21 protein-coding genes are annotated in these 22188 nt (G+C 67.5%); 19 read left to right on the top strand and 2 right to left on the bottom strand.

The genetic code is table 11. The annotated features are described in order from the left end of the window. Window positions 1–80: 80 nt before the first annotated feature. The 16 genes from pcp (at window position 81) to HLG70_RS08370 (ending at window position 16128) form a co-directional block, all read left to right on the top strand. On the top strand, window positions 81–728 hold the full coding sequence (gene pcp / locus HLG70_RS08445) for a pyroglutamyl-peptidase I (protein WP_171662629.1): 648 nt from the start codon (window positions 81–83) through the stop codon (window positions 726–728). Window positions 729–745: 17 nt separating this feature from the next. Next, window positions 746–1645 (top strand): alpha/beta fold hydrolase, encoded by a 900-nt coding sequence (locus tag HLG70_RS08440; RefSeq protein ID WP_171662209.1) that lies wholly within the window; start codon window positions 746–748, stop codon window positions 1643–1645. Between the two features lie 88 nt (window positions 1646–1733). After that, window positions 1734–2660 (top strand): TauD/TfdA dioxygenase family protein, encoded by a 927-nt coding sequence (locus HLG70_RS08435; protein ID WP_171662210.1) that lies wholly within the window; start codon window positions 1734–1736, stop codon window positions 2658–2660. After that, window positions 2657–3679, top strand: coding sequence for a Bug family tripartite tricarboxylate transporter substrate binding protein (locus HLG70_RS08430; RefSeq protein WP_171662211.1), 1023 nt, complete (start codon window positions 2657–2659; stop codon window positions 3677–3679). Before HLG70_RS08435 ends, HLG70_RS08430 begins: the two co-directional genes overlap by 4 nt. 91 nt (window positions 3680–3770) lie before the next feature. Beyond that, window positions 3771–4607: a transporter substrate-binding domain-containing protein gene (locus HLG70_RS08425; RefSeq protein ID WP_171662630.1), complete on the top strand. Its 837-nt coding sequence runs from the start codon at window positions 3771–3773 to the stop codon at window positions 4605–4607. Window positions 4608–4639: 32 nt separating this feature from the next. After that, complete coding sequence (locus tag HLG70_RS08420; protein WP_171662631.1) at window positions 4640–5503, top strand: transporter substrate-binding domain-containing protein; 864 nt, start codon at window positions 4640–4642, stop codon at window positions 5501–5503. Further along, a complete protein-coding gene (locus HLG70_RS08415; RefSeq protein WP_171662212.1) occupies window positions 5500–6912 on the top strand; it encodes an FAD-binding oxidoreductase in 1413 nt (470 codons plus the stop codon). Before HLG70_RS08420 ends, HLG70_RS08415 begins: the two co-directional genes overlap by 4 nt. Then, window positions 6912–8159 (top strand): aminotransferase class I/II-fold pyridoxal phosphate-dependent enzyme, encoded by a 1248-nt coding sequence (locus HLG70_RS08410; RefSeq protein WP_171662213.1) that lies wholly within the window; start codon window positions 6912–6914, stop codon window positions 8157–8159. The genes HLG70_RS08415 and HLG70_RS08410 overlap by 1 nt, the downstream gene beginning before the upstream one ends. Beyond that, complete coding sequence (locus HLG70_RS08405; RefSeq protein ID WP_171662214.1) at window positions 8156–8893, top strand: amino acid ABC transporter permease; 738 nt, start codon at window positions 8156–8158, stop codon at window positions 8891–8893. The genes HLG70_RS08410 and HLG70_RS08405 overlap by 4 nt, the downstream gene beginning before the upstream one ends. Next, complete coding sequence (locus HLG70_RS08400) at window positions 8883–9701, top strand: amino acid ABC transporter permease (protein WP_171662215.1); 819 nt, start codon at window positions 8883–8885, stop codon at window positions 9699–9701. Before HLG70_RS08405 ends, HLG70_RS08400 begins: the two co-directional genes overlap by 11 nt. Continuing rightward, window positions 9688–10536: an amino acid ABC transporter ATP-binding protein gene (locus HLG70_RS08395; RefSeq protein WP_171662216.1), complete on the top strand. Its 849-nt coding sequence runs from the start codon at window positions 9688–9690 to the stop codon at window positions 10534–10536. The genes HLG70_RS08400 and HLG70_RS08395 overlap by 14 nt, the downstream gene beginning before the upstream one ends. A gap of 18 nt (window positions 10537–10554) precedes the next feature. Beyond that, a complete protein-coding gene (locus HLG70_RS08390; RefSeq protein ID WP_171662217.1) occupies window positions 10555–11181 on the top strand; it encodes a cysteine dioxygenase family protein in 627 nt (208 codons plus the stop codon). Then, window positions 11178–12392, top strand: a complete 1215-nt coding sequence (gene metC / locus HLG70_RS08385; RefSeq protein WP_171662218.1) for a cystathionine beta-lyase — start codon at window positions 11178–11180, stop codon at window positions 12390–12392. Before HLG70_RS08390 ends, metC begins: the two co-directional genes overlap by 4 nt. A gap of 122 nt (window positions 12393–12514) precedes the next feature. Beyond that, window positions 12515–12865 (top strand): VOC family protein, encoded by a 351-nt coding sequence (locus tag HLG70_RS08380; RefSeq protein ID WP_171662219.1) that lies wholly within the window; start codon window positions 12515–12517, stop codon window positions 12863–12865. Between the two features lie 10 nt (window positions 12866–12875). Further along, window positions 12876–13805, top strand: coding sequence for a CysB family HTH-type transcriptional regulator (locus HLG70_RS08375; RefSeq protein WP_171662220.1), 930 nt, complete (start codon window positions 12876–12878; stop codon window positions 13803–13805). Window positions 13806–13920: 115 nt separating this feature from the next. Beyond that, the gene (locus HLG70_RS08370) at window positions 13921–16128 is read left to right on the top strand and encodes a rhodanese-like domain-containing protein (RefSeq protein ID WP_171662221.1); all 2208 of its coding nucleotides are present in this window, start codon (window positions 13921–13923) and stop codon (window positions 16126–16128) included. A gap of 20 nt (window positions 16129–16148) precedes the next feature. Here HLG70_RS08370 and HLG70_RS08365 read toward each other — a convergent pair whose 3' ends face one another. Then, window positions 16149–16985 (bottom strand): alpha/beta fold hydrolase, encoded by an 837-nt coding sequence (locus HLG70_RS08365; protein ID WP_171662222.1) that lies wholly within the window; start codon window positions 16983–16985, stop codon window positions 16149–16151. Between the two features lie 257 nt (window positions 16986–17242). Between HLG70_RS08365 and HLG70_RS08360 the strand changes: the two genes are divergently transcribed. From HLG70_RS08360 to HLG70_RS08350, 3 genes are all read left to right on the top strand, one after another. Further along, entirely contained in the window at window positions 17243–18817 is a 1575-nt protein-coding gene (locus HLG70_RS08360) for a hypothetical protein (RefSeq protein ID WP_171662223.1), read from the top strand. A 169-nt stretch (window positions 18818–18986) separates the two neighbouring features. After that, window positions 18987–19913, top strand: coding sequence for a sulfurtransferase (locus HLG70_RS08355; protein ID WP_171662224.1), 927 nt, complete (start codon window positions 18987–18989; stop codon window positions 19911–19913). After that, window positions 19914–21071 (top strand): YeeE/YedE family protein, encoded by a 1158-nt coding sequence (locus HLG70_RS08350; protein WP_234103002.1) that lies wholly within the window; start codon window positions 19914–19916, stop codon window positions 21069–21071. It begins immediately after the preceding gene. A 257-nt stretch (window positions 21072–21328) separates the two neighbouring features. Here HLG70_RS08350 and HLG70_RS08345 read toward each other — a convergent pair whose 3' ends face one another. Beyond that, the gene (locus tag HLG70_RS08345; RefSeq protein WP_171662225.1) at window positions 21329–21799 is read right to left on the bottom strand and encodes a hypothetical protein; all 471 of its coding nucleotides are present in this window, start codon (window positions 21797–21799) and stop codon (window positions 21329–21331) included. Between the last annotated feature and the right edge of the window lie 389 nt (window positions 21800–22188).

Here is a 22188-nt window from a genome sequence, read left to right as displayed (position 1 = left end):
ACGAATAGCGATTATCTATTTCAAGAATTTTGATGGGCGCTTCTACCATGGCCGGCATGGAACACAACCAGGAAGCCGCAATGCCGACCGTGCTGATTACCGGAATAGAACCCTTCGATGGCGAAACGCTGAACCCATCCTGGGAGGCCGCCAGGCGCCTGGACGGCCAGACCGTCGCCGGCGCGCGGCTGGCGGCGCGCCAGCTGCCGTGCGTGATCGGCAAGGTGGTGGGGGTGTTGCGCCAGGCGATCGAGGATGTCCGGCCTGACCTGGTGATCTGCCTGGGGCAGGCGGGCGGACGCAGCGACGTGTCCGTGGAACGCGTGGCGATCAATGTGGTCGATGCGCGTATTCCCGACAACGAAGGGCGCCAGCCCATCGACGAGCCGGTGGTGGAAGGCGGTCCGGCCGCGTATTTCTCGACCCTGCCCATCAAGGCGATCGTCCGCGATCTGCGCGCCGGCGGCGTGCCGGCGTCGGTGTCGCTGACCGCGGGCACCTACAACTGCAACACCATCTTCTACGGCCTGGCCCATTACATCGCCACCGAACGGCCCGGCCTGCGCGGCGGCTTCGTGCATGTGCCGTACCTGCCCGAGATGGCTTCGCGCCATCCGGGCCAGCCCAGCCTGGCGCTGGACGTGCTGGTGCATGGAGTGCAGATCATCGTGGCGACGTCGCTGGCGGTCGCGCAGGACGTCAAGCTGGGCGGCGGCGCGCTGCATTGACCAGGAAGAAAACAACGATGGACGCACTTTCGAATGCAGACGCCTTCGCGCTGGATGGCGTGACGTTCCGGCACCGCCGCGAGCTGGTCGATGGCCTGGGATATCACGTGGTGGAGGGCGGCGCGGGCCCCGCGCTGATCCTGCTGGCGGGGTTTCCGCAGAGCTGGTACGCATGGCGGCGCGTGATGCCGCTGCTGGCGCCGTACTTCAGGGTATACGCCGTGGACCTGCCGGGCCAGGGAGATTCGGACAAGCCGCTGGACGGCTACGACACGCGCACGGCGGGCGAGCGCTTGCGGGCCTTGTTCCATACCCTGGGGTTGACGCGCTATGCGCTGGCCGGCCACGATATCGGCGCGTGGATCGCCTATCCCTACGCCGCGCGCCACCCCGACGAAGTCGAGCGCCTGGTGCTCCTGGATGCCAACATTCCGGGCGTGACGCTCAAGCCCGCGATTGAGCTGGGGCCCGACAACTGGAAGAGCTGGCACTTCCTCTTCAACAGTGTGCCGGACCTGCCCGAAGCCTTGCTGGCCGGACGGGAGCGCATCCTGATCGAATGGTTCTTCTCGCGCAAGACGGCCAACAAGCCCGGTGTTTTCAGCCGCGCCGACATTGACGAGTACGAGCGTGTCTACCAGACGCTGGGCGGCTTGCGCGGCATGCTGGGCTACTACCGCGCGGCCGCCGAGGACGCGGCGCAGAACCGCGCCTTGCGCGACACGCCGCTGACCGTGCCGGTGCTGGCGCTGGGCGGAGACCGCGGCAGCGCGCCCGATCTGCACGAGGCGCTGCGCCCCTTGGCGCGCGACCTGCAAGGCGGGGTGCTGCAGGACTGCGGCCACTATCTGCCCGAGGAACAGCCGCGCGAACTGGCCCGGCGCATGCTGGCATTCTTGACGGCAAAGCGCGCGTAGCAGGCTATTTTCACATTGCGTATCGGTATTTGTTGGGCGTGCGCGGCGCACCTATTCTGTTTTTACACATCACAGAACGGGGCAGCCCATGACCACACTCGAACGCACGCGCCTGGACATCCGGCCGCTTTCCGTCTTCACCGGCGCGGAGATCCACGGCGTGGATCTGACGCAACCTCTGACCGGCTCGGAGGTTGAACAGATCAAGGCCGCGCTGCTGCGCTGGAAGGTCGTGTTCTTTCGCGACCAGCACATCGACCACGCGCAGCATCTGGCGTTTGCGCAATATTTCGGCCGGCCGACCTCGGCGCATCCCTACGATGCCAATCCGCCGGAAGGCTATCCGCAGATCCGCACCATTTCGTCCCGGTCCACCACCGGCCGCCGCGGCGAGCGCTGGCACACCGACGTGACCGGCGTGGTCAACCCGCCGGCGGGCTCCATCCTGCGCGCTGGCCGCCAGGTGCCTGCCTATGGCGGCGACACCGTGTTCACCAATCTTGTGGCCGCCTACGAGCATCTGTCGCCGGCCTTGCGTGCGCTGGCCGACGGCCTGTGGGCGCGGCACCAGTTCGGCGGCTACAACGGCGATTTCGACAACCAGACCGTCTATGCGCAGCGCGTGCAGGCCAGTCCGCTGGTGTCCGAGCACCCCGTGGTGCGGGTGATTCCAGAGACCGGCGAGCGCGCCCTGTTCGTCAACCCCGGCTTCACGCGCCGCATCAAGGACGTGAACGAGGAGGAAAGCCGCCATCTGCTGAACCTGTTCTTCGAGGAAATCACGCGGCCGGAATACACCGCGCGCTTTCGCTGGCAGCCCGGCAGCATCGCCTTCTGGGACAACCGCGCGACCGCGCATCAGGGGCCGGGCGACTTCGCATACCTGGACGATGAGCGGGTGTTGTACCGCATCACGCTGGAGGGCGAGGTTCCGGTCGGCGTGGACGGGCGGCATTCGAATGCGGTGCTGGGCAAGCCCTTCGGCGCATTCGGCGTAGCGGGAGCGGCGGCATGAGCATCAAGCGAAAATCCGCCCTCCGGGCCGGCCTGGGACTGATCGCCGGCCTGGTGCTGGGCGCGGGGCTGCTGAGCAATTTCGCGGGCTCGGCGCCCGTTCCGGGTGAAGACGCCAACCGGTATCCGAACCGGCCGGTCAAGATCATCGTGCCGGTATCGGCGGGTGGCAGCGCCGACAAGCTGGCGCGCACCGTGGCGCAGAAGCTCAGTGAAAAGTGGCGTCAAAGCGTGGTGGTCGAGAATCAGCCTGGCGCCAGCAGCGCGATCGGCAACGCCGCCGTGGCGCATGCGCGAGGCGACGGCTACACCCTGCTGCTTGGCGGCGACGCGCTGTCGCTCAATGCCTTGCAGCCCGGCAAGCTGTCCTACGACCCGGTGCGGGACCTGCAGGGCGTGACCAAGGCGGTGGTCAATCCGCAACTGCTGGTGGTGCGGCCCGGCCTGGGCATCAAGACCTTCCAGGAGTTCGTGGCGCTGGTGAAGCAGCGGCCCGGCGAGATCTCGATGGCCTTGCCCGGCGGCACGGGCAGCCTGCAGCACCTGGCGGTCGAACTGTTGAACGAACGCATCGGCGCCAAGACCAACCAGATCCCGTACCCGGGCGGCGGGCCCGCCACGCTGGACGTGCTGGGCGGCCATGTGGACGCGATGCTGATCACGCTGGCCGCCGCGACCGAGAACGTGCGCAACGGCAAGCTGGTGGCGCTGGCGGTTACCACGCCGTACCGGTCCAAGGCCTTGCCGGACGTGCCGACCATCCAGGAGGCTGGCCTGCCGGACTATGTGGTGGAAAGCTGGCAGGGGTTCGCCGCGCCCGCTTCCACCCCGCGCGCCGTCGTGGACCGGATCAACCGCGACGTGGTGGCGGTGCTGCGCGAGCCCGAAACCGCCGCGCTGCTGGAGAACCTGGGCTTCACCATCGCCGCCACGCCGCCCGAGGCCGTGGACCAGACGGTGCGCGACGACATCGCCACCTACCGGAAGGTGATCGCGTCGGCGGACGTGAAGCTGAAATAGCGCGCCGCATATTCATATCTGAAAGTCTTCTTTGTCTTGTCGCCGCGCGGCACGCAGCATGGACCTCCGTTCACTGCACATCAATCACGATATGGCTATCCACAAGACACCGGGCCTGGCCCGCACCGCAATCACCCTGGCGCTGGCGCTTGCCGCCGGCGCGGCCCAGGCCGACGCGACGCTGGACAAGGTCAAGGAGCGCGGCACCATCACCATCGGCGTGCTGGCCAACGGCGGCGTGTTCGGTTCGCTGGACCCGGCCACCCAGCAACTGGTGGGCTGGAACCCCGAACTGGCGCGCGAACTGGCCAAAGGCCTGGGCGTGAAGGCGGAACTGGTGCAGGTGCAAACCGCCACCCGTACGCAATTCCTGATCTCGGGCAAGGTCGACCTGCTGATCGCGTCCATGGAACTGAACCCCGAGCGCGCCGAGATCCTGGGCTATGCGCCCACGCCGTTCTTCCGCGTGGGCGGCGCCGCCGCCACCTTGAAGAACAGCGGCATCGCCAAGTGGGAAGACCTGCGCGGCAAGACCGTGTGCGTGTCGCAAGGCAGCAGCTTCGCGCGCCCGCTGTCGGCCGATTATGGCGCCGTGGTCAAGGGCTACAAGAGTTCCTCGGATTCCTTGCTGGCGCTGCGCGGCGGCCAATGCGTGGCGGCCGTGCATGATTCCACGCTGATCCATCCGCTGTTGCGCAACAACCCGGAATGGGCCGATTACCACGCGCCCATCGCGACCGAAGTGCTGCCCGCCAACTCGGTTGTCTGGACCCGCAAGGGCGAGTCCGACACCATCGCCGCCGTCGACAAGGTGGTGCAGGACTGGCATCGCACCGGCTGGCTGATCGCCACCGAGAAACGCCTGGGTATCGAGCCGGCGCAGCCGCTGCTGCAGGAGCTCAACGCCAAGTACAAGCAGGGCAGCTGAGCGCTCGCCCGCACAGACGGATAAAAATCATGATGAAGCAATACCGCATGAAAGCCGCCGCCGCCCTGGCGCTGGCGGCCCTGGGCATCGGCGCCGCGCAGGCCGACGCCACGCTGGACCGGATCAGGCAGCGCGGCAAGATCGTGGTGGGGGTGGACGGGGCCAGCCCGCCGTTCGGCCTGCTGGATCCCGCCACCGGCAAGGTAGGGGGCTTTCAGACCGAACTGGGCGCGGACATCGCGCGCCGCCTGGGCGTCACCCTGGAAACGGTGCCGGTCACCGCATCCACCCGCGTGCAGTTCCTGCAGGCGGGCAAGGTGGACCTGCTGATCGCCAACATCCAGTGGACGCAGGAGCGCAGCGAAATCCTCAGCTACGCGCCCACGCCGTACAACCTGGTCGGCGGCGCCGCCATGGTTTCCAAGAAAAGCGGCATCAAGCGCTGGGAAGACCTGAAGGGCAAGGTGGCCTGCGTGTCGCAAGGCAGCAATTTCGCCAAGCCGCTGCAGGATACGTATGGCGCGGTGGTGAAGGGACTGCGCAATATTCCCGAGTCGCTGCTGGCGCTCAAGGGCGGCAGCAGCGACGCGTCGGTGCATATCCAGCCGGCGCTCTATGAAACGCTGAACGGTCCGAACGGCCGGGAATGGAGCGACTTCGAGCTGGCCACCCCGGACCAGCTGATACCGTCGCCCACCGTGATCTGGACGCGCCGCAACGAGGCGGACACGCGCGCCTTCGTGGACGGCGTGATCCGCGACTGGCACAAGAGCGGACTGCTGGTGAAGCAGGCCGAGCGCTACGGCGTGCCGGCGGATTACCTGAAGCAGGCCAGCATCCAGGCGCAAGCCGGGAAGTTCGAAAGCGCGCCGGCCGAGGCGCAGGCCAAGCCATGACGGCCGGCGTCGCCGAATCGCTGTTGGCGGCCTTGCGCGCACGGCTGGGGCAGGAATGGGTCTGGACCGGCGCGGACGCCGAGCCATTCCTGACCGACCAGCGCCGCCTGCTGCATGGCCGGGCGCTGGCGGTGGTGCGTCCGGCGGACGCCGAGGAAGTGGCCGCCGTGCTGCGCCTGTGCCGCGCGGCCGGCGTGCCGGTGGTGCCGCAGGGCGGCAACACCGGACTGATGGGCGGCGCCACGCCGGACGCAAGCGGACAGGCGGTGCTGCTGTCGCTGGGCCGGCTGAACCGGGTGCTGGCCGTGGACACCGACAATGACACGATCACCGTCCAGGCGGGTTGCGTGCTGGCCAACGTGCAGGAGGCCGCGAGCCAGGCGAACCGGCTGTTTCCGCTGAGCCTGGGTTCCGAGGGCAGCTGCACCCTGGGCGGCAACCTGTCGACCAACGCGGGCGGCACCCAGGTGCTGCGCTATGGCAATGCGCGCGACCTGACGCTGGGGCTGGAGGTGGTGACGGCCGAGGGCGAGATCTGGAATGGCCTGCGCGGCCTGCGCAAGGACAACACCGGCTATTCCTTGCGCGACCTGTATATCGGCAGCGAAGGAACGCTGGGTGTGATCACCGCCGCCACCCTCAAGCTGTATCCCTTGCCGGCCGGGCAGGACAGCGCGTTCGTGGCCTTTGCCTCCATTGAGTCGGCGCTGGCCTTTCTGTCCCTTGCGCGGCAGCGCCTGGGCGCGGCGCTGACCGCGTTCGAACTCATCGGCCAAGCCGTGCTGGCGCTGGTCGCCCGCCACGTTCCCGAGCAGCCTCAACCGCTGCCGGCGCTGGCGCAGCCCTGGTACGCCTTGCTGGAGACGTCGGGTGACGACAGCGGCGCCGCATTGCTGCAACTGGCGCAAGACGCGCTGGAGGCGGGCGTGGTGGCGGATGCCGCCGTCGCCCAAAGCCTGCAGCAGGCCAGCGCGTTCTGGCGGCTGCGCGACGAGGCCATCGGCGTGGCGCAGGCCCGTGACGGGGGCAACGTCAAACACGACATCTCGGTGCCGATTTCGCGCGTGCCCATGTTTCTGCAGAACACGGCCCAGGCGCTGCAGGCCTTGCAGCCGGGCTTGCGGCCGATGGCCTTCGGCCATTTGGGCGACGGCAACCTGCACTACAACGTGTCGCACGACCCCGGCCAGCCGGTGGCGCGCCTGTTTGAACTGGAGGAGCGCATTCACGACCTGGTGCATGCGCAGGCGCATGCCCAGGGCGGCTCGATCAGCGCCGAGCACGGCATCGGCCAGTTCAAGCGCGACGCCTTGCCCCGTTTCAAGAGCCCGTTGGAGCTGGCGCTGATGCGCCGCATCAAGCAGGCGCTCGATCCCCTGAACCTGATGAATCCTGGAAAGGTCCTGTGATGACTGAATCCCTGTTTCCCGGCGCGTTGGCGCGCCGCGCCCGCGGCGCCGAGCTGTCGCCCATTGCCGCCGCCGGCGCCCGCGCGGCCCGCCTGGCGGCGCAAGGCCGCTCGATCATCGTGCTGACATCGGGCGAGCCCGATTTCGATACCCCGGCTCCCATCAAGGCCGCGGCCATCGCCGCCCTGGAAGAGGGCAAGACCAAGTACACGCCCACGGCGGGCACCGCGGCGCTGCGCCGCGCGGTGGCCGACGGCTACCGCCAGCGTCACGGCCTGGACGTGGACGCGTCCAACGTCATCATCTCCAACGGCGGCAAGCAGGTGATCTACCTGGCGCTGAACGCGACCCTGGACGAAGGCGACGAGGTCATCGTGCCCGCGCCGTACTGGCCCACCTTTCCGGATGCCGTGCGCATCAACGGCGGCGTGCCCGTCGTTGTGCGGACCTCCGCCGAAGACGGCTTCAAACTGACGCCCGCGGCGCTGCGCGATGCGATCACGCCGCGCACCAAATGGCTGATCCTGAACTCGCCCGGCAACCCTTCGGGGGCCGTCTACCGCGCCGAAGAATTGCAGGCGCTGGCCGAGGTGCTGCGCGACGCGCCGCAAGTGCTGGTGCTGTGGGACGAGATGTACGAGGAAATCTGGTTCGGCCAGCCGCCCGCGCACCTGCTGCGCGAGGCGCCGGACCTGGCCGGCCGGGTGCTGGTCGTCAATGGCGTGTCCAAGGCCTACGCCATGACCGGCTGGCGCATTGGTTGGGGAACGGGACCCCAGGCGCTCATCCACGCCTTGGAAGCCGTGCAGTCGCAGGTGTCGTCCGGCCCCAGTTCGCTGGGACAGGCCGCCGCGCTGGCCGCGCTGCAGGGCGCGGCGGACGGCTTCGTGGAAGCCGCCAGGCTGGCCTATGCGCGCCGCGCGCAGCGGGTGGCGGAAGGATTGGGCGCCGTGCCCGGCCTGCAGGTGCATGCCCCGCAAGGGTCGTTCTTTGCGTGGATCGGCGTAAGCGGCCTGACCGGCAGGCGGCGTCCGGACGGCAGGCCGATAGCGCATGACGGCGACGTGGTGGACTGGCTGCTGGAGTCCGAAGGCGTGGCGGTGGTGCGCGGCGCGGCCTACGGGCTGTCGCCATACCTGCGGCTGTCGTTCGCGGCGTCCGACGCGAACATCGAGGCCGCCATCGAGCGCATCGGGAAGGCGGTGGCGGCGCTGTCGCCGGCCCGTGAGCTGGAGGCGGCTGCATGATCGATTCGGTACTGCAGGCCTGGGTGGGATTCTTCAAGCCGCTGGGCCTGAACTACAGCTTTGTGCAGGATCCGGGCGAACTGTCCGCCTTTGGCCACGGCTTGCTGGTGACCTTGCAGCTGTGCGCCTGGACCATACCCGTCAGCCTGCTGTTCGGCGTGCTGATCGCGGCCGGGCTGACCAGCGGCCGCGCCTGGCTGGCGCGGCCCTTGCAGGCCTTCGTGGAAGTCACCCGCAACACGCCCACGCTGGTGCAGCTGTATTGCGCCTTCCTGGTGCTGAACATGCTGATCACGCAGAAGCTGGGCGGCGGCAATCCGATCACGCCGTTCGCCTGGGTGGTGATCGTGGTGGCGCTGCACAAGGGCGTATTCCACGCGGAGGCCCTGCGCGCCGGTATCGAGGCCGTGCCGTCCGTGACCATGGAGGCCGCGCGGTCGCTGGCGTTCTCGCGGCGGCAGATACTGACACAGGTGCAGTTGCCGCTGGCGCTGCGCTTTGCCTTGCCGGCGCTGGTCAACAATCTGGTGGACCTGGTGAAGATGACCGCGATCGCCTCGGCCATCGCGGTGGGCGACGTGACCTACGAGTCCATCATGATCTGGTCGCACCGCGACAACGTGCTGGAACTGCTGCTGCTCATCCTGCTGTACTTCGGCCTGCTGACCTGGCTGGTCAGCGTGGGCGGGCGCTGGCTGGAAGACCGCTTGAGGATGCCCGGCTATGGCCAATGAACTGGTGTTGAAGGGCGCATCGGCGCATCCGCCCGGCCGCGTCCTGGCCGTGCTGCTGCGCGACCCCTGGTTCGTGCTGCTGCTGGCGCTGATCGCGCTGGGCGCCGCCTGGGCGGCGACGGGAACCACGCCGGCGGCGGTGAAGTCGCTGTGGCATTGGTCGCCGGCCCTGCTGCGCGGCCTGGGCATGAATATCCAGATCAGCGTGCTGGCCATGGCGCTGGGCACGGCGATCGGGCTGGTCGTGGGCGCGCTGTCGCTGTCGCCGTCGCGGCTGCTGCGGCGGTTCACGCGCGGCTACGTGCTGCTGTTTCGCAACGCGCCGATCCTGGTGCTGGTGTACTTCACGACCTATGTATTTCCGTTCGAGCTGAACCTGGGTTCGTGGAACGTGCCGTTCCCGGACTGGATCAAGGTGGTCATCGGCCTGGGGCTGCCCGCCAGCGCCAACGTGGCGGAGATCTTCCGCGGCGCGATCCAGTCTATCCCCAGCGCCCAGTGGGAGGCCGCGCAGTCGCTGGCGTTCCGGCGCACGCAGATATTCCGCATGATCGTGCTGCCGCAGTGCGTGCGGCGCATGCTGCCGTCGTGGATGAACCTGTACGCCAGCATCACGATGAGCACCTCGCTGGCCTCGCTGGTGGGCGTGCACGATCTGGTCGACACGGCCACCGTGGCCAGCAACACCGTGGCCCGCAGCGATTTCACCATTCTTGTCTATTTCACGCTATTGGCGCTCTTCTTCGCCTATTGCTATCCCATCGCGCGTTGGACGCGATACCTGGAACGACGCCATGAGCATCATTGACATCGGGGCGCGCGCCGCCCCATCCGCGCCGCTGGTCAGCCTGCGGGACGTCCACCTGGCCTTTGGCGACACCGAGGTCCTGAAGGGCATCGACGTCGAGGTCAGGCAGGGGCAGGCCGTGTCCATCATCGGTCCGTCCGGCTCGGGCAAGTCGACCATCCTGCGTTGCATCACCGGGCTGCTGCGTCCGCAGCGCGGCGCCATCGAGGTGGACGGCGTGCGCGTGGACGGCCTGAAGACCGAGGCCGAGTTCATCGGCCTGCGCAAGCGGGTCGGCTTCGTCTTCCAGCAGTACAACCTGTTCCCCCACCTGAGCGTGCTCCAGAACCTGGTGATATCGCCCATCAAGGTGGGCGGCCAGCCGAAAGCCCGGGCCGAGGCGCGGGCGCGCGAGCTGCTGGCCAAGGTGCGCATGGACCATAAGGAGAACGCCTATCCGGGCGAACTGTCCGGCGGCCAGCAGCAGCGCGTGGCGATCGCCCGGGCGCTGGCGCTGCAGCCCGAACTGATCCTGTTCGACGAGGTGACCTCGGCGCTGGACCCGGAGATGGTGGGCGAGGTGCTGACCGTCATCCGCGATCTGGTGCAGGACGGCCTGACCTGCATGCTGGTCACGCACGAGATGCGCTTTGCGCAGGAAGTGAGCGACACCGTGTACTTCACCGAGGCCGGGCGCATCGTCGAGTCCGGCCCGCCTTCAAGGATTTTCGGCTCGCCGCAAAGCGAGCGCACCCGGGCCTTCCTGCAACGCTCGTCCGGCGCCGCCGTGCGCAACAGCCAGCCCGACCCCATCGCAAGCTACCTGACCTTCGACCCGCTGCGTCTGGCGGTATGAACCCCTTTGGAGCACAGCATGACCACTGAATCCCATCTTGCCGCCGAACGCCGCCAGCACGTGCAGGCGGCCCTGTCCGACATCCGCCGCCTGCTGGCCGCCGACCTCGTCACGCGCGAGCAGCTGGCCGCCGTTACTGCGCGCCTGGAACAACTGGCGCAGCACCGCGAGCTGTTTCCCGTGACCGACTTCCCGCCGCCCGCGGCCGGGCAGGGCGTGGGCGCGTCGACCCGCTATCGCCTCAATCCCGACGACGCGGCGGGCGCGCCGGCGCTCTACCTGAATTCGATCAATCCGGGCAAGACCACCTTGCCGCACAATCACACCACCTGGGCCGTGATCGTGGCGTTGTCGGGCCAGGAACTGAACCGGGTCTACCGGCGCAGCGACGATGGCTCGCAGGCCGGCCGGGCCACCCTGGAACAGGTGCGCGAAGTGGTGGTGCAGCCGGGCCAGTCCGTGTCCTTTCTGGCCGACGACATCCACAGCATCCACGTGACGGGCGATACGCCCACCCTGCATTTCCATCTTTACGGCCAGCCGCTGGAAACCCTGTCGGGCCGCATCGGCATCGATCTGGCGACCGGAGAAATCGTGAACTACAACGCCATCCAGATGAAGCCTGGCCAGGAGGTGCGCGCATGAGCCGCGATCAGGCCCACGTCCAGACCCGGCTGGTGCATGCCGGTTCGCCTGAACTGAAGGGCGGCTCAGGGCCGGTGAACGTGCCGGTGGTGCGCACCAGCACGGTCCGTTTTGCCGATACCGCGGCCCACGCCGCGCTGAACCGGCAGCGCGCCGCGGGCGAGCGCGTCGCCACGTATGGCCGCCACGGCCTGGACACGCATCAGGCGCTGGAACAGGCCGTGGCCTCGCTGGAGGGCGGCTATCGCACCGTGCTGGCGCCCTCGGGCCTGTCGGCCATCGTCCTGGTGCTGCTGGCGACGCTGGCGCCCGGCGATCACGCGCTGGTATCTGACAGCGTCTATTCGCCCGTGCGCAAGGTCGACAAGTCCTTGTTGCAACGCTACGGCATCGAGGTGGAGTATTTCTCGCCCGCGCGGGACGACCTGGAATCGCGCATCCGTCCGAACACGCGGCTGCTGTATCTGGAATCGCCCAGCTCGCTGCTGTATGAGGTGCTGGACCTGCCGGCGCTGGCGGCGGTGGCCAGGCGCCACGGCGTGCTGGTGGCCGCCGACAACACCTGGAGCGGCGGGCTGTACTACCAGCCGCTGGCGCTGGGCGCGCATATCTCGATCCAGGCCGCCACCAAGTATCTGGCGGGCCATTCCGACGTGATGATGGGCGTGGTGACGGTGGACAGCGCGGAATTGTCCCAGCGCATCGGCGTGGCCTATGACGCGCTGGGCCTGTCGGTGGGCGCGGACGACGCCTACCTGACGCTGCGCGGCCTGCGCACGCTGGACGTGCGGCTCGCGCGCCATCATCAGAACGCGCTGAGCGTGGCCGAGTACCTGGGGCGCCATGCGGACGTGGAGCGGGTCTACTATCCGGCGTTGCCGCAGGACCCCGGCCATGCGCTGTGGCGGCGCGACTTCAGCGGCGCCAGCGGCCTGGTGTCATTTGTCTTCAAGCATCCCGAGGCGGCCGCCGCCGCGCGGTTCATCGATGCGCTCAAGTACTTTTCCATCGGCGCATCCTGGGGCGGCTACGAGAGCCTGGCGCTGGAGGCCGCGCCCGAGCGCCTGGCCGAACACAGCTATTGGCGGGACGCGGCCCAGGCCCATTCCGTCGTGCGCCTGCATATCGGGCTGGAGAACCCCCTGGACCTGATCGACGACCTGGAGCGGGCCTTCGGCGCCACCCGCGACGCCATGCGCCGCAGCGCCTGAGGCATATGCAAATGAGCCATTCTCTTTAGGGTTTCTGGCTATGTAGAAGCAATTACAACCTCTTTGTCCGGTTGTACTTCCGGGTACTAGAATTTGCCCTGTTCCACGGCTGGCGGCAGGGCATGTCTTCTATTCTTTCGATCGAATCGGTACAGCTTTCTTTCCTGTCGCACCGGCAGGAAGCGGTGCGCGAGTTCTACCTGCGCGTCATCGGCCTGGACGAAGTGGCCAGCGCCGGCGACGACCGCCTGCGCTTCGCGCTGGGCGAGGCCACCCTGTCGCTGTCTCCGGTGGAAGAGGTCAGCCGCGCGGTCAGGCCGGATTATCTGGCCATCAAGGCCCACGCCTATGACGACATCCTGGCCCGCCTGCGCCTGGCGGGCCATCATCCGGTCTGTTCGCTGCCCGACGTTCTGCCCCGCGTCATGTACGTGAAGGACCCCTCCGGCAATCAACTGGCCATTCTGGGCTGAGGCGCGCGCGATGAATTTTCAGCAACTCCGTTCCGTGCGCGAAGCCGTGCGCCAGGACTTCAACCTGACCGATGTCTCCGAAAGCCTCCATACCTCGCAGCCCGGCGTCAGCCGGCAGATCCGGGAACTGGAGGAAGAGGTGGGCGTGGACATCTTCGTGCGCTCGGGCAAACGGCTGATTGGCCTGACCCCGCCCGGCGAGCTGATCCTGCCGCTGGTGGAGCAGATTCTGCAATGCGCCGACAACATCCGCCATGCGGGCGCGGAGTACGCGGACAGCCGGACGGGCGTCCTGTCCATCGCAGCCACGCATTCGCAGGCACGCTATGCCTTGCCGCCCGTCATCAAGGAATTCCGCCAGCGCTATCCCGAAGTGGTGCTGCACCTGCATCAGGGCTCGCCCAAGCAGGTTTCCGAGATGCTGCTGGAAGGCGAGGCCGATATCGGCGTGGCCACGGAGGCCGTGGCCGACTATCCCGGGCTGGTGAACCTGCCGTGCTATCGCTGGAGCCACAGCATCATCGTGCCCCGCGGCCATCCGCTGGAGCGCCAGCACGACGGGGTCAGCCTGTCGCAGCTGTCGCGCTATCCCATCATCACCTATGGGCGCGGATACACGGGCCGGGCGCATATCGACGAGGCCTTTGCGCGGGCGGGCATCACGCCGGACATCGTCATGACCGCCATGGACGCGGATGTGATCAAGACCTATGTGGAACTGGAGCTGGGCGTGGGCATCGTGGCGGCCGTGGCCTGGGATGCCGAGCGCGACACCCGCCTGTGCGCCATCGACGCGCGCCACCTGTTCGAGATCAACCTGACGCGGCTGGCCATCCGCCGCGGGGCCTGGCTGCGCGGCTACGCCTTTCACTTCGTCGAGATGTTCGTGCCCACGCTGACGCGCGAGGTCGTGGAGCGCGAGCTGAAGGGCGACGCCTGAATCGCCTTGCCTGGAACGCCGCCCGCATATTCATAGAAGCATTTCTACCTTGTCCGGCCCGCGGCGCGGGACGTAGGCTGACCCATTCTTCATTCACGGATACCCGGGTCACCTCATGAGCACTTCATCATCAGCGGCCACGACCGCGCAGGGCAAGCACACCGAACGCGCACAGGCCGTGCGCGCCTTCATCGCCGACGCGAAGCGGCTGGCGCCCGTTGCGGCCCACGCCAGGGGCGAGCAATTGCAGGAGGTCGCGCAGCGGCTGCAGGCGCTGGGGCTGCGCCGGGACCTGTTTCCGGCCGAGGCCTTTCCCGTGGTGCCCGGCCGGCCCACGTCGATCTACCGGCTGGCCGAGGACATCGACGGCGGCTACGCGCTCTATCTGTCGCTGGGCGAACCCGGCCGCGCTCAGCCCCCGCACGACCACACTACCTGGGCCATCATCGCCGGCGTGGCCGGCGACGAGCGCAACGAGGTCTATGCGCGGGCCAGGAGCGCGGATCCCTCGCGCGACACGCTGACCCACTTGCGGCGCGTGGATGTGGGGCCGGGCAATTCGATCGTGTTGGGCCCGGACGATGTCCACACCATCGAGCTGGTCGGGGATCAGCCCGGCGCGCACCTGCATTTCTATGGGCTGGCGCTGGACCGGCTGCATGGCCGGGTGGTGTTCGAGAGCACCGGGGGCGGGACGTACCGCAGGTTCTCGCCGCCGGCCGCCATCCATCACGCGCGCCTGTCCGCCCAGGAACTGCAGGACGAATTGCGCGGCGAAGGCGAGCTCGCCGTGCTGGATGTGCGCGAGGCCGGGCGCTATGCCCGGCGCCATCTGCTGCATGCCGCGCCCGCGCCGCTGTGGCGCCTGGAGTTGCTGGCCGACCGGCTGGTGCCGCGCCGCGATACGCGCATCGTGCTGGTCGACGATGACGAGACGCTGGCGGATCAGGCCGCGGCCAAGCTGACCCGGCTGGGCTGGACGGACATCTCGGTGCTGGCCGGCGGAACCGATGGCTGGGAGCGCGAGGGGCGCGAGCTGTTCTCGGGCACCAACGTCCACAGCAAGGCGTTTGGCGAAGTCATCGAACACGAGAAGCACACGCCCTGGATCGACGTGGACGAACTGCATGAGCGCGTGGCGCGCGGCGACGACATCGTGGTGGTCGACAGCCGCACGCCCGAGGAATTCCACAATTTCACGCTGCCGTTCTCGCACAGCCTGCCGGGCGCGGAGCTGGTCTACCGCATCGGTGAGCTGGCGCCCGATCCCAAGACCTTCGTGGTGGTGAACTGCGCGGGCCGCACGCGCAGCATCGTGGGCGCGCAGACGCTGATCGACGCCGGCATCCCCAATCGCGTCGCCTCGCTGCGCAACGGCACCATGGAATGGCTGCTGTCGGGCAGGGAGCTGGCCTATGGCCGGCACGCGGCCTTGCCGGAACCGGGCGAGCAATCGCTGGCCGCCGCCCGCGAGCAGGCGCGGGATGTGGCGCAGCGCGCCGGCATCGGCTATATCGACGCGGCCGCCCTGCAGGCATTCGAAGCGGAGCAGGGCGCGCGCACCCTGTACAAGTTCGACGTCCGCACCCGCGAGGAATACGAGACGGGGCATCTGGAAGGCTGGCGGTGGGCGCCCGGCGGCCAGCTGGTGCAGGCCACCGACGAATACCTGGCCACGCGCCGCGCGCGGGTGGTGCTGGCGGACTGGGATGGCGTGCGGGCGCTGACGACCGGCGCCTGGCTGGCCCAATTGGGCGCCGTCGAGGTCTATCTGTACCAGCCGCCGGCGCTGGCGCCGCTGCAAAGCGGCGCCGAGCCGCGGCGCGTACTGCGCCACCGCCCGGATGCGTCGGCGCTGCGAGCGACCGCGCTGCGTGCCGCGCTGGATGCGGACAGCGCAATCGTGTTCGACGTCGAATCCCGCGTCGCGTATGAGCGCGGCCATGTGCCGGGCGCGAGCTTTTCAGCCCCCGACCGCCTGGCGGAGTTCCTGTCGGCCGATGAGCGGCGCACGGTCGTGCTGACGTCCTCGGACGGTGTGCTGGCCAGCACGGTGGCGGCGGAGCTGTCCTGGCGCGCCAATCGGCCGGTTCAGTATCTGCTGGGGGGCACCCGGGCCTGGAAGGCGCAGGGGCTGGAACTGGCGACGGGCGCGGCGGGCGTGCTGACCGGGGATGACGACCAAAGTATCAGTCCCTATCTGTTCGACGACCTGTCGGCGCGCGACCAGGGCTTTCGCGAATACCTGGATTGGGAACTGGGGCTGGTGGCGCAGCTGGAGCGCGACGGCAGCGCGGGCATCCGCCTGATCGCCGCCGGCTAGGGCGGCGACCAGGCGCGCGTTCAGCCCTTGATGAAGGCGAGCAGGTCCGCGTTCAGCACCTCGGCATGGGTGGTCAGCATGCCGTGCGGAAAGCCCGGATACACCTTGAGGGTGCCGTGCTTCAGCAGCTTCACCGCCAGGCGCGAGGCGTCGTCGATCGGCACGATCTGGTCGTCGTCGCCATGCAGGAGCAGCGTCGGAACGCTGATCGCCTTCAGGTCCTCGGTCTGATCGGTTTCGGAGAAGGCCTTGATGCCTTCGTAATGCGCCTTGGCGCTGCCGATCATGCCCTGGCGCCACCAGTTGTCGATCACGCCCTGGGAGACTTTGGCGCCCGACCGGTTGAAGCCGTAGAACGGGCCGGCGGCCACATCCAGGAAGAACTGGGCGCGGTTGTCGGCCAGCGCCTTGCGAAAGCCGTCGAACACCTCGAGGGGCGTGCCGCCCGGATTGGCCTCGGTCTTGACCATGAGGGGCGGGACGGCGCTGACCAGGATCGCCTTGGCGACGCGGCCTTGCGGCTCGCCATGCCTGGCCACATAGCGCGCGACTTCGCCGCCGCCCGTGGAGTGGCCGATGTGCACGGCGTTGCGCAGGTCCAGGTGCGCAGCCACGGCGGCCGCGTCGGCGGCGTAGTGGTCCATGTCATGGCCGTCGCTGACCTGGCTTGAGCGGCCATGGCCGCGCCTGTCGTGGGCAATGACGCGAAAGCCCTGGGCGACGAAGAACAGCATCTGCGCGTCCCAGTCGTCGGAGGACAGCGGCCAGCCGTGATGGAAAACAATGGGCTGGGCCGTCTTGGGGCCCCAGTCCTTGTAGAAGATATCAACGCCGTCGGGGGTGGTGATGATGCTCATGGTCAGTTTCTCCAGGGGGTAGGTGTACCGCAGGAACAGACTAGGGCCTTGCGCGCCGGTCGAACATACTGCGCTGGGCTTGGCGCGTCGTGCAAAGGTATAGGCGGGGGGCGGGCCAAAGGCGGCACGATTACTGGCTGAGGGGATGCCCGGAAATAGGGCTTAATTCCGGCTCAATTCTGCCGTTACACCTCATGCAACCAAGGGGGAGACAGATGGGCAACGATGCTCATGGCCCCCCGGGAGGGGTAGACGCCTTGACATCCATTTCTTCAGTGGGCTCGCTCACCGCGATAAATCCTATACCGGCATCGTCCGGCGACGGGCGCGCGGTTACCATTTCTAACTCGCCAGCCGTTCCTTCGTCCACGTCGGTCACCCTGGGCCAGGGAGCCGGCACGACGCTGACGTATTCGCCGCCGTCCTCGGTCTCGACTTCCGGGGTGGCCTGGGATCGGGACGTCGTCGATCCGGTATCCACGGCCATGGCGAACGCGGTGCTGGCCCGGACCGCGGCCGGCCGCCTGGAGGGTGTGGCGTCGGCGCTGCTGGCGCGGTTCAAGACCGATGGCGGCAATTTCTCGCAGTCCGCCGTGCTGCCGCGCGCTTCGGAATCGCTGGACGGGCTTACGGACGCGATGGCGGCCCGGCTGCCCGGGCAATCCGACGATAGCTACACGCTGCGCATCACCACCGCCAGTGGCGCGAAGGTCGCCGTGACGCTGGGCAACAGCGCGGATGGCCTGGCCGTGCAGATCGAAGTGACCGACGGCGAACTGTCGGAAGTCGAGCGCAATGCGATCGCCGGCCTGTCCAAGTCGTTCCAGGACGCGGTCGATGGGCTCGCCTCCGTGCCTCCGCGCATGGCGTTGGCCGGCCTGACAAAGTTCGACACGGCGGTGTTGTCGTCGGTGTCCCTGCAGGCCACCTCCAGCAACAATGGCGTGATGGCGCAGACGATCGATTTCGTCGCCGACAGCAAGCAGCGGTCTTTGACGGTCAAGAGCGCGGCCGGGGTGGTGAAGGTCGACGTCGACGTGAGCAAGCCGGCGGTGTTCGGCAACGAGCAGCAACGGGCGGCGGCGGTCGGCGACTACCTGCAGCAGTTCGATGCCGCGCAAGGCCGGGGCAAGGGCGACGCCGACCTGATGGCGCTGTTCAAGGATGCGTTCACCGAATTGCACAAGACCTACGAAGCGGGGGCCGCGCCGTCCAGCCAGGCGCCCAGCCGCGTGGCGGCTGGCTACACCTATCGCAGCCTGCTTTCCGGCGTGGCGGATTTCTCGGCCTCGGTCTCGCAGACCTTGGAGATGACCAATCCGTACAAGACCAGTGAAATCGACCAGTTCACCTACCAGGTCGCGCAGAGCAGCAGCGTCAGCGGGCGGCCCTTCTTCGACCTGGCCGTCAAGCAGGAACAGAGCTCGAACCTGGCCGCCAGCTACCACACCGCGCTGACGCCCCAGATGCAGCTGGAACTGAGCAAGGATAAGGACTCGCAGAACTATCGTTTCTATCAGATCAACGATAAGACCAGCAGTCAGACCGACATCCGCTACGAGGAAGGCCTGCTGGCGGCGGCGACCCTCACGCAATCCCGCCACCTGTCCATGCGCGTGCAGACGTACATGAAGGGCGAGCTGGTTGACGACAACACCACCCCGGTGTCGGAGTCGAAGACTCGCAGCCTGCTGTCGCTGGTGCAGGCGGCCGAGCTGGAGCCGAGCGAGGAAGAGCGCTTGCAGCGCCGTGATCCGGCGCAGGCGGATGCGATCCTCCTGGCCAAGCATGTGTCGCTTGCGCGGTCGGTGGCGCGGGAGCGCCAGGGCTGAACAGGAACGGCGCGCTCAGGCGCGCCGTTCTGTTTGAGGCCGGCCAAAAACCTTACAAGTATCTGAATCAGTAATCAGAATATAAAAACAATGTCGTTCGCCGCCACGGGGCGAGCCGATATCGTCTGGATTCCCAGGGCTCGTCAGCCGCCCATCTCAGGAGAATCCGATGTCCCCTCGCAAATTGCTGGCCGGCGCGTTTGCCGCTGCGGCAACCTTGGCCGCCTTCCCGGCCGCCGCGCAGCACGCCAAATACCTGGTCACCACCGAATGGCTTGAAAAGAACCTCAACGATCCCAAGGTCAGGGTGGTTGAAGTCAGCGTGAATCCCGGCCTGTACGAACGCGGTCATATCCCCGGCGCGGCCAATGCCAGCTGGCATACGGACCTGGTGGACACCGTGAACCGCGACATCGCGCCGCCGCCGCAGTTCCAGGCCCTGTTGGCGCGCTCCGGCATCAACGCCGACACAACCACCATTCTTTACGGCGACAACAACAACTGGTTCGCCGCCTGGGGCGCCTGGATCTTTGATATCTACGGCGTGGACAACGTGAAGATCCTGGACGGCGGCCGCAAGAAGTGGGAGGCGGAAGGACGTCCGCTGTCCAACAGCGCCAAGATCCACGCGGCGGGCACGGTGCGCATCAAGGAGGCCAACCCGGCCCTGCGCGCGCGCCTGCAGGACGTGCTGGCCGTCGCCCGCAAGGAAAAGCAGGGCGTGCTGGTCGACATCCGTTCGGCGGACGAATACAACGGCAAGATCTTTGCCCCCAACGGCGTGCCGGAACTGGCGGTGCGCGCGGGCCATGTGCCCGGCGCCGTGAACGTCACCTGGAGCAAGCTCGTCGCCGACGACGGCACCTTCAAGTCCGCCGACGAACTCAGGGCCATCTACAAGGCCGCCGGCGTGGACGGCAGCCAGCCCATCATCACCTACTGCCGCATCGGCGAGCGTTCCAGCCATTCGTGGTTCGCGCTGAGCAAGCTGCTGGGCTATGACGTGCGCAACTACGATGGCTCGTGGACCGAGTACGGCAACAGTGTCGGATCGCCCATCAGCAATCCGGCGGGCACGGTGTGGGGCAAGACCTGAGTGGTCGTCCTGCGCCATATTGCGGCCGCCCTGGTGCTGGCGGCCACCTTCCTTGCCGCCTGGCTGCTGTCCTCCCTGCCCGAGGGAGGCCGCAGCCTGTCGCTGTCCATCCTGCTGGGTGCGGCCTTCGGCATCGTGCTGCAACGCTCGCGCTTCTGCTTCTATTGCATCGCGCGGGATTTCATCGAACGCCGCGAAACCGCCGGCTTGTATGCGGTGCTGATCGCGCTGGGCGTGGGCGTGCTGGGCTATCACGCGGTGTTCGGCGCCTTCCTGCCCATACCGGCCGCGGGCCGTTTGCCGCCCGGCGCGCATATCGGGCCGGTCAGCCTGGCGCTGGTCGCCGGCGCGTTTGTCTTTGGCGTCGGCATGCGGGTGTCGGGGTCATGCATCAGCGCGCATTTCTACCGCCTGGGCGAAGGCGCGCTGGCCTCGCCATTCGCTTTGCTGGGAGCGGCGCTGGGCTTCGTGCTGGGATTCGCGTCATGGAATGCGCTGTACCTGTCCATGATCCAGGAAGCGCCGGTGGTGTGGCTGCCGCAGCACCTGGGCTACGGCGGCAGCGCGCTGCTTCAGTGCGGCGTGCTGGTGGCGCTGGCGTGGGCGCTGAATCGCGCCGGACTACGCGCGGATCCGCCCGCGCAGCCATCCGCGCCGATGTGGCGCGCCGTCCTGCGGGATCGCTGGCCGCCCGCCGTGGGCGGCATCCTGGTGGGCTTCATCGGTGTCGTCGCCTACCTGCGCATCGCGCCGCTGGGCGTGACCGCCGAGCTGGGCAGCCTGGCGCGCACGGCGGCATCCGCATCGGGCTGGCTGCCGGCGCGGCTTGAAGGGCTGGATACCTTCGCGGGCTGCGCCACGGTGGTCAAGCGCGTCTTGCTGTCGAACAACGGCGCCTTCGTGCTTGCGCTGGTGGCGGGCGCGTGGGCGGCCGCGCTGGCGGCAGGGGCCTTCAGGCCGCAGCTTCCTTCCCTGCGGAACATCGTTCGCAATTTCGCGGGCGGCGTGCTGATGGGGTGGGGCGGCATGACGGCGCTGGGCTGCACCGTCGGCACCTTGCTGTCGGGCGTGATGGCGGGCGCCTTGTCCGGGTGGTTGTTTGGCGTGGCCTGCCTGGCCGGCATCTGGGCGGGCTTGCGGGTCTGGAGAACGGGCTGATTTTCCGGACTCCGCAAACTTCCAATGGATGGCTCGAATATTGTCAGTTATTTATTTTGATTTCTGCTGTGATACTAATTCCTTCCGATGCTGCGAATATTTTCAATCTGAGTGTTATTACTCAGCAATTCGGGTGGTTTTATTTTAAATCGTGATGTTGAGTGTTAATACTCAATACTCATGTAAATCAATCGCATAGCATGGCGACGCTAAACGAGCGCCTGCGCCCAACATTATTCAATTGAATACTTGCATAGCTATATGCACGGCGTGGAACTGCAGGCATCCATACGGCTGAATCTATGCAAGGTGGTTGAGTGCGATCTATTAATAATTATTTTGGCGGGCGGTTGTCGGGTGTTCGCGCGAGCCGGGCGGCGCTTGTCGTTGCCGGCGTGGCGATATTCATGCCCGCCGAAGTGTGGGGTTTGGACATTATTGGAGCTAGTGGTGCTCCCGGCCTGGGGGGCGCGGCCCGCCAGGCGGGCGGAGATGGCGGCGACGGCCAAGTTGCCATCGTGGTGACGGATACAACGCCATTTGTGGTCGGGAGCACCGATCGCCTGAGCGGCGGAGCGGGCGGCGGCGGCGGCGGTGGCGGTGGCGGTGGCGGTGGTGCCGTGAGGGCTGACGGCGTTGGTGGGGTGGGCGGCAAGGGTGGCCAAGGCGGACACGGCGTTCGCCTTGAAGCGGATGGCGCGGTGTTGATGAACCTGGGGCTTTTGCAAGGCGGGGCCGGAGGTGGAGGTGGTGGAGGGGGCGGCAGCGCATACAGCCCTGCGTCACACCAAGGGGGGCGCGGTGGCGACGGGGTCGGCGGCGCGGGCGGCGGGGGCGGTGGGGGCGGTGACATTCGGTATGACACGGATGGCGACCTGATTGGAGACTTGCCGATGCCCCCGGGCGATGGCGGCAACGGAGGTCAAGCTGGAGGCGTAGGCTCGCTGCACCCAAATACTCAGATATACGGAGGAGGGGCCGGGGGAGCGGGTGGTAGCAATAATCCCTTTGGTTGCACGGCCGGAGTGGATCCCAATAATGGTTGCGGAGGCGGAGCTGGCCAAGGCGGAGGGATATTTTATGGCGCCCAAGGCGGACAGGTTGGCGGGGCTTCCGG

Source organism: Achromobacter deleyi (assembly GCF_013116765.2).
GTDB lineage: Bacteria > Pseudomonadota > Gammaproteobacteria > Burkholderiales > Burkholderiaceae_B > Achromobacter > Achromobacter deleyi_A.
Note: the sequence above shows the minus strand (reverse complement) of the source record. Positions and strands in the feature narration are given on the sequence as shown.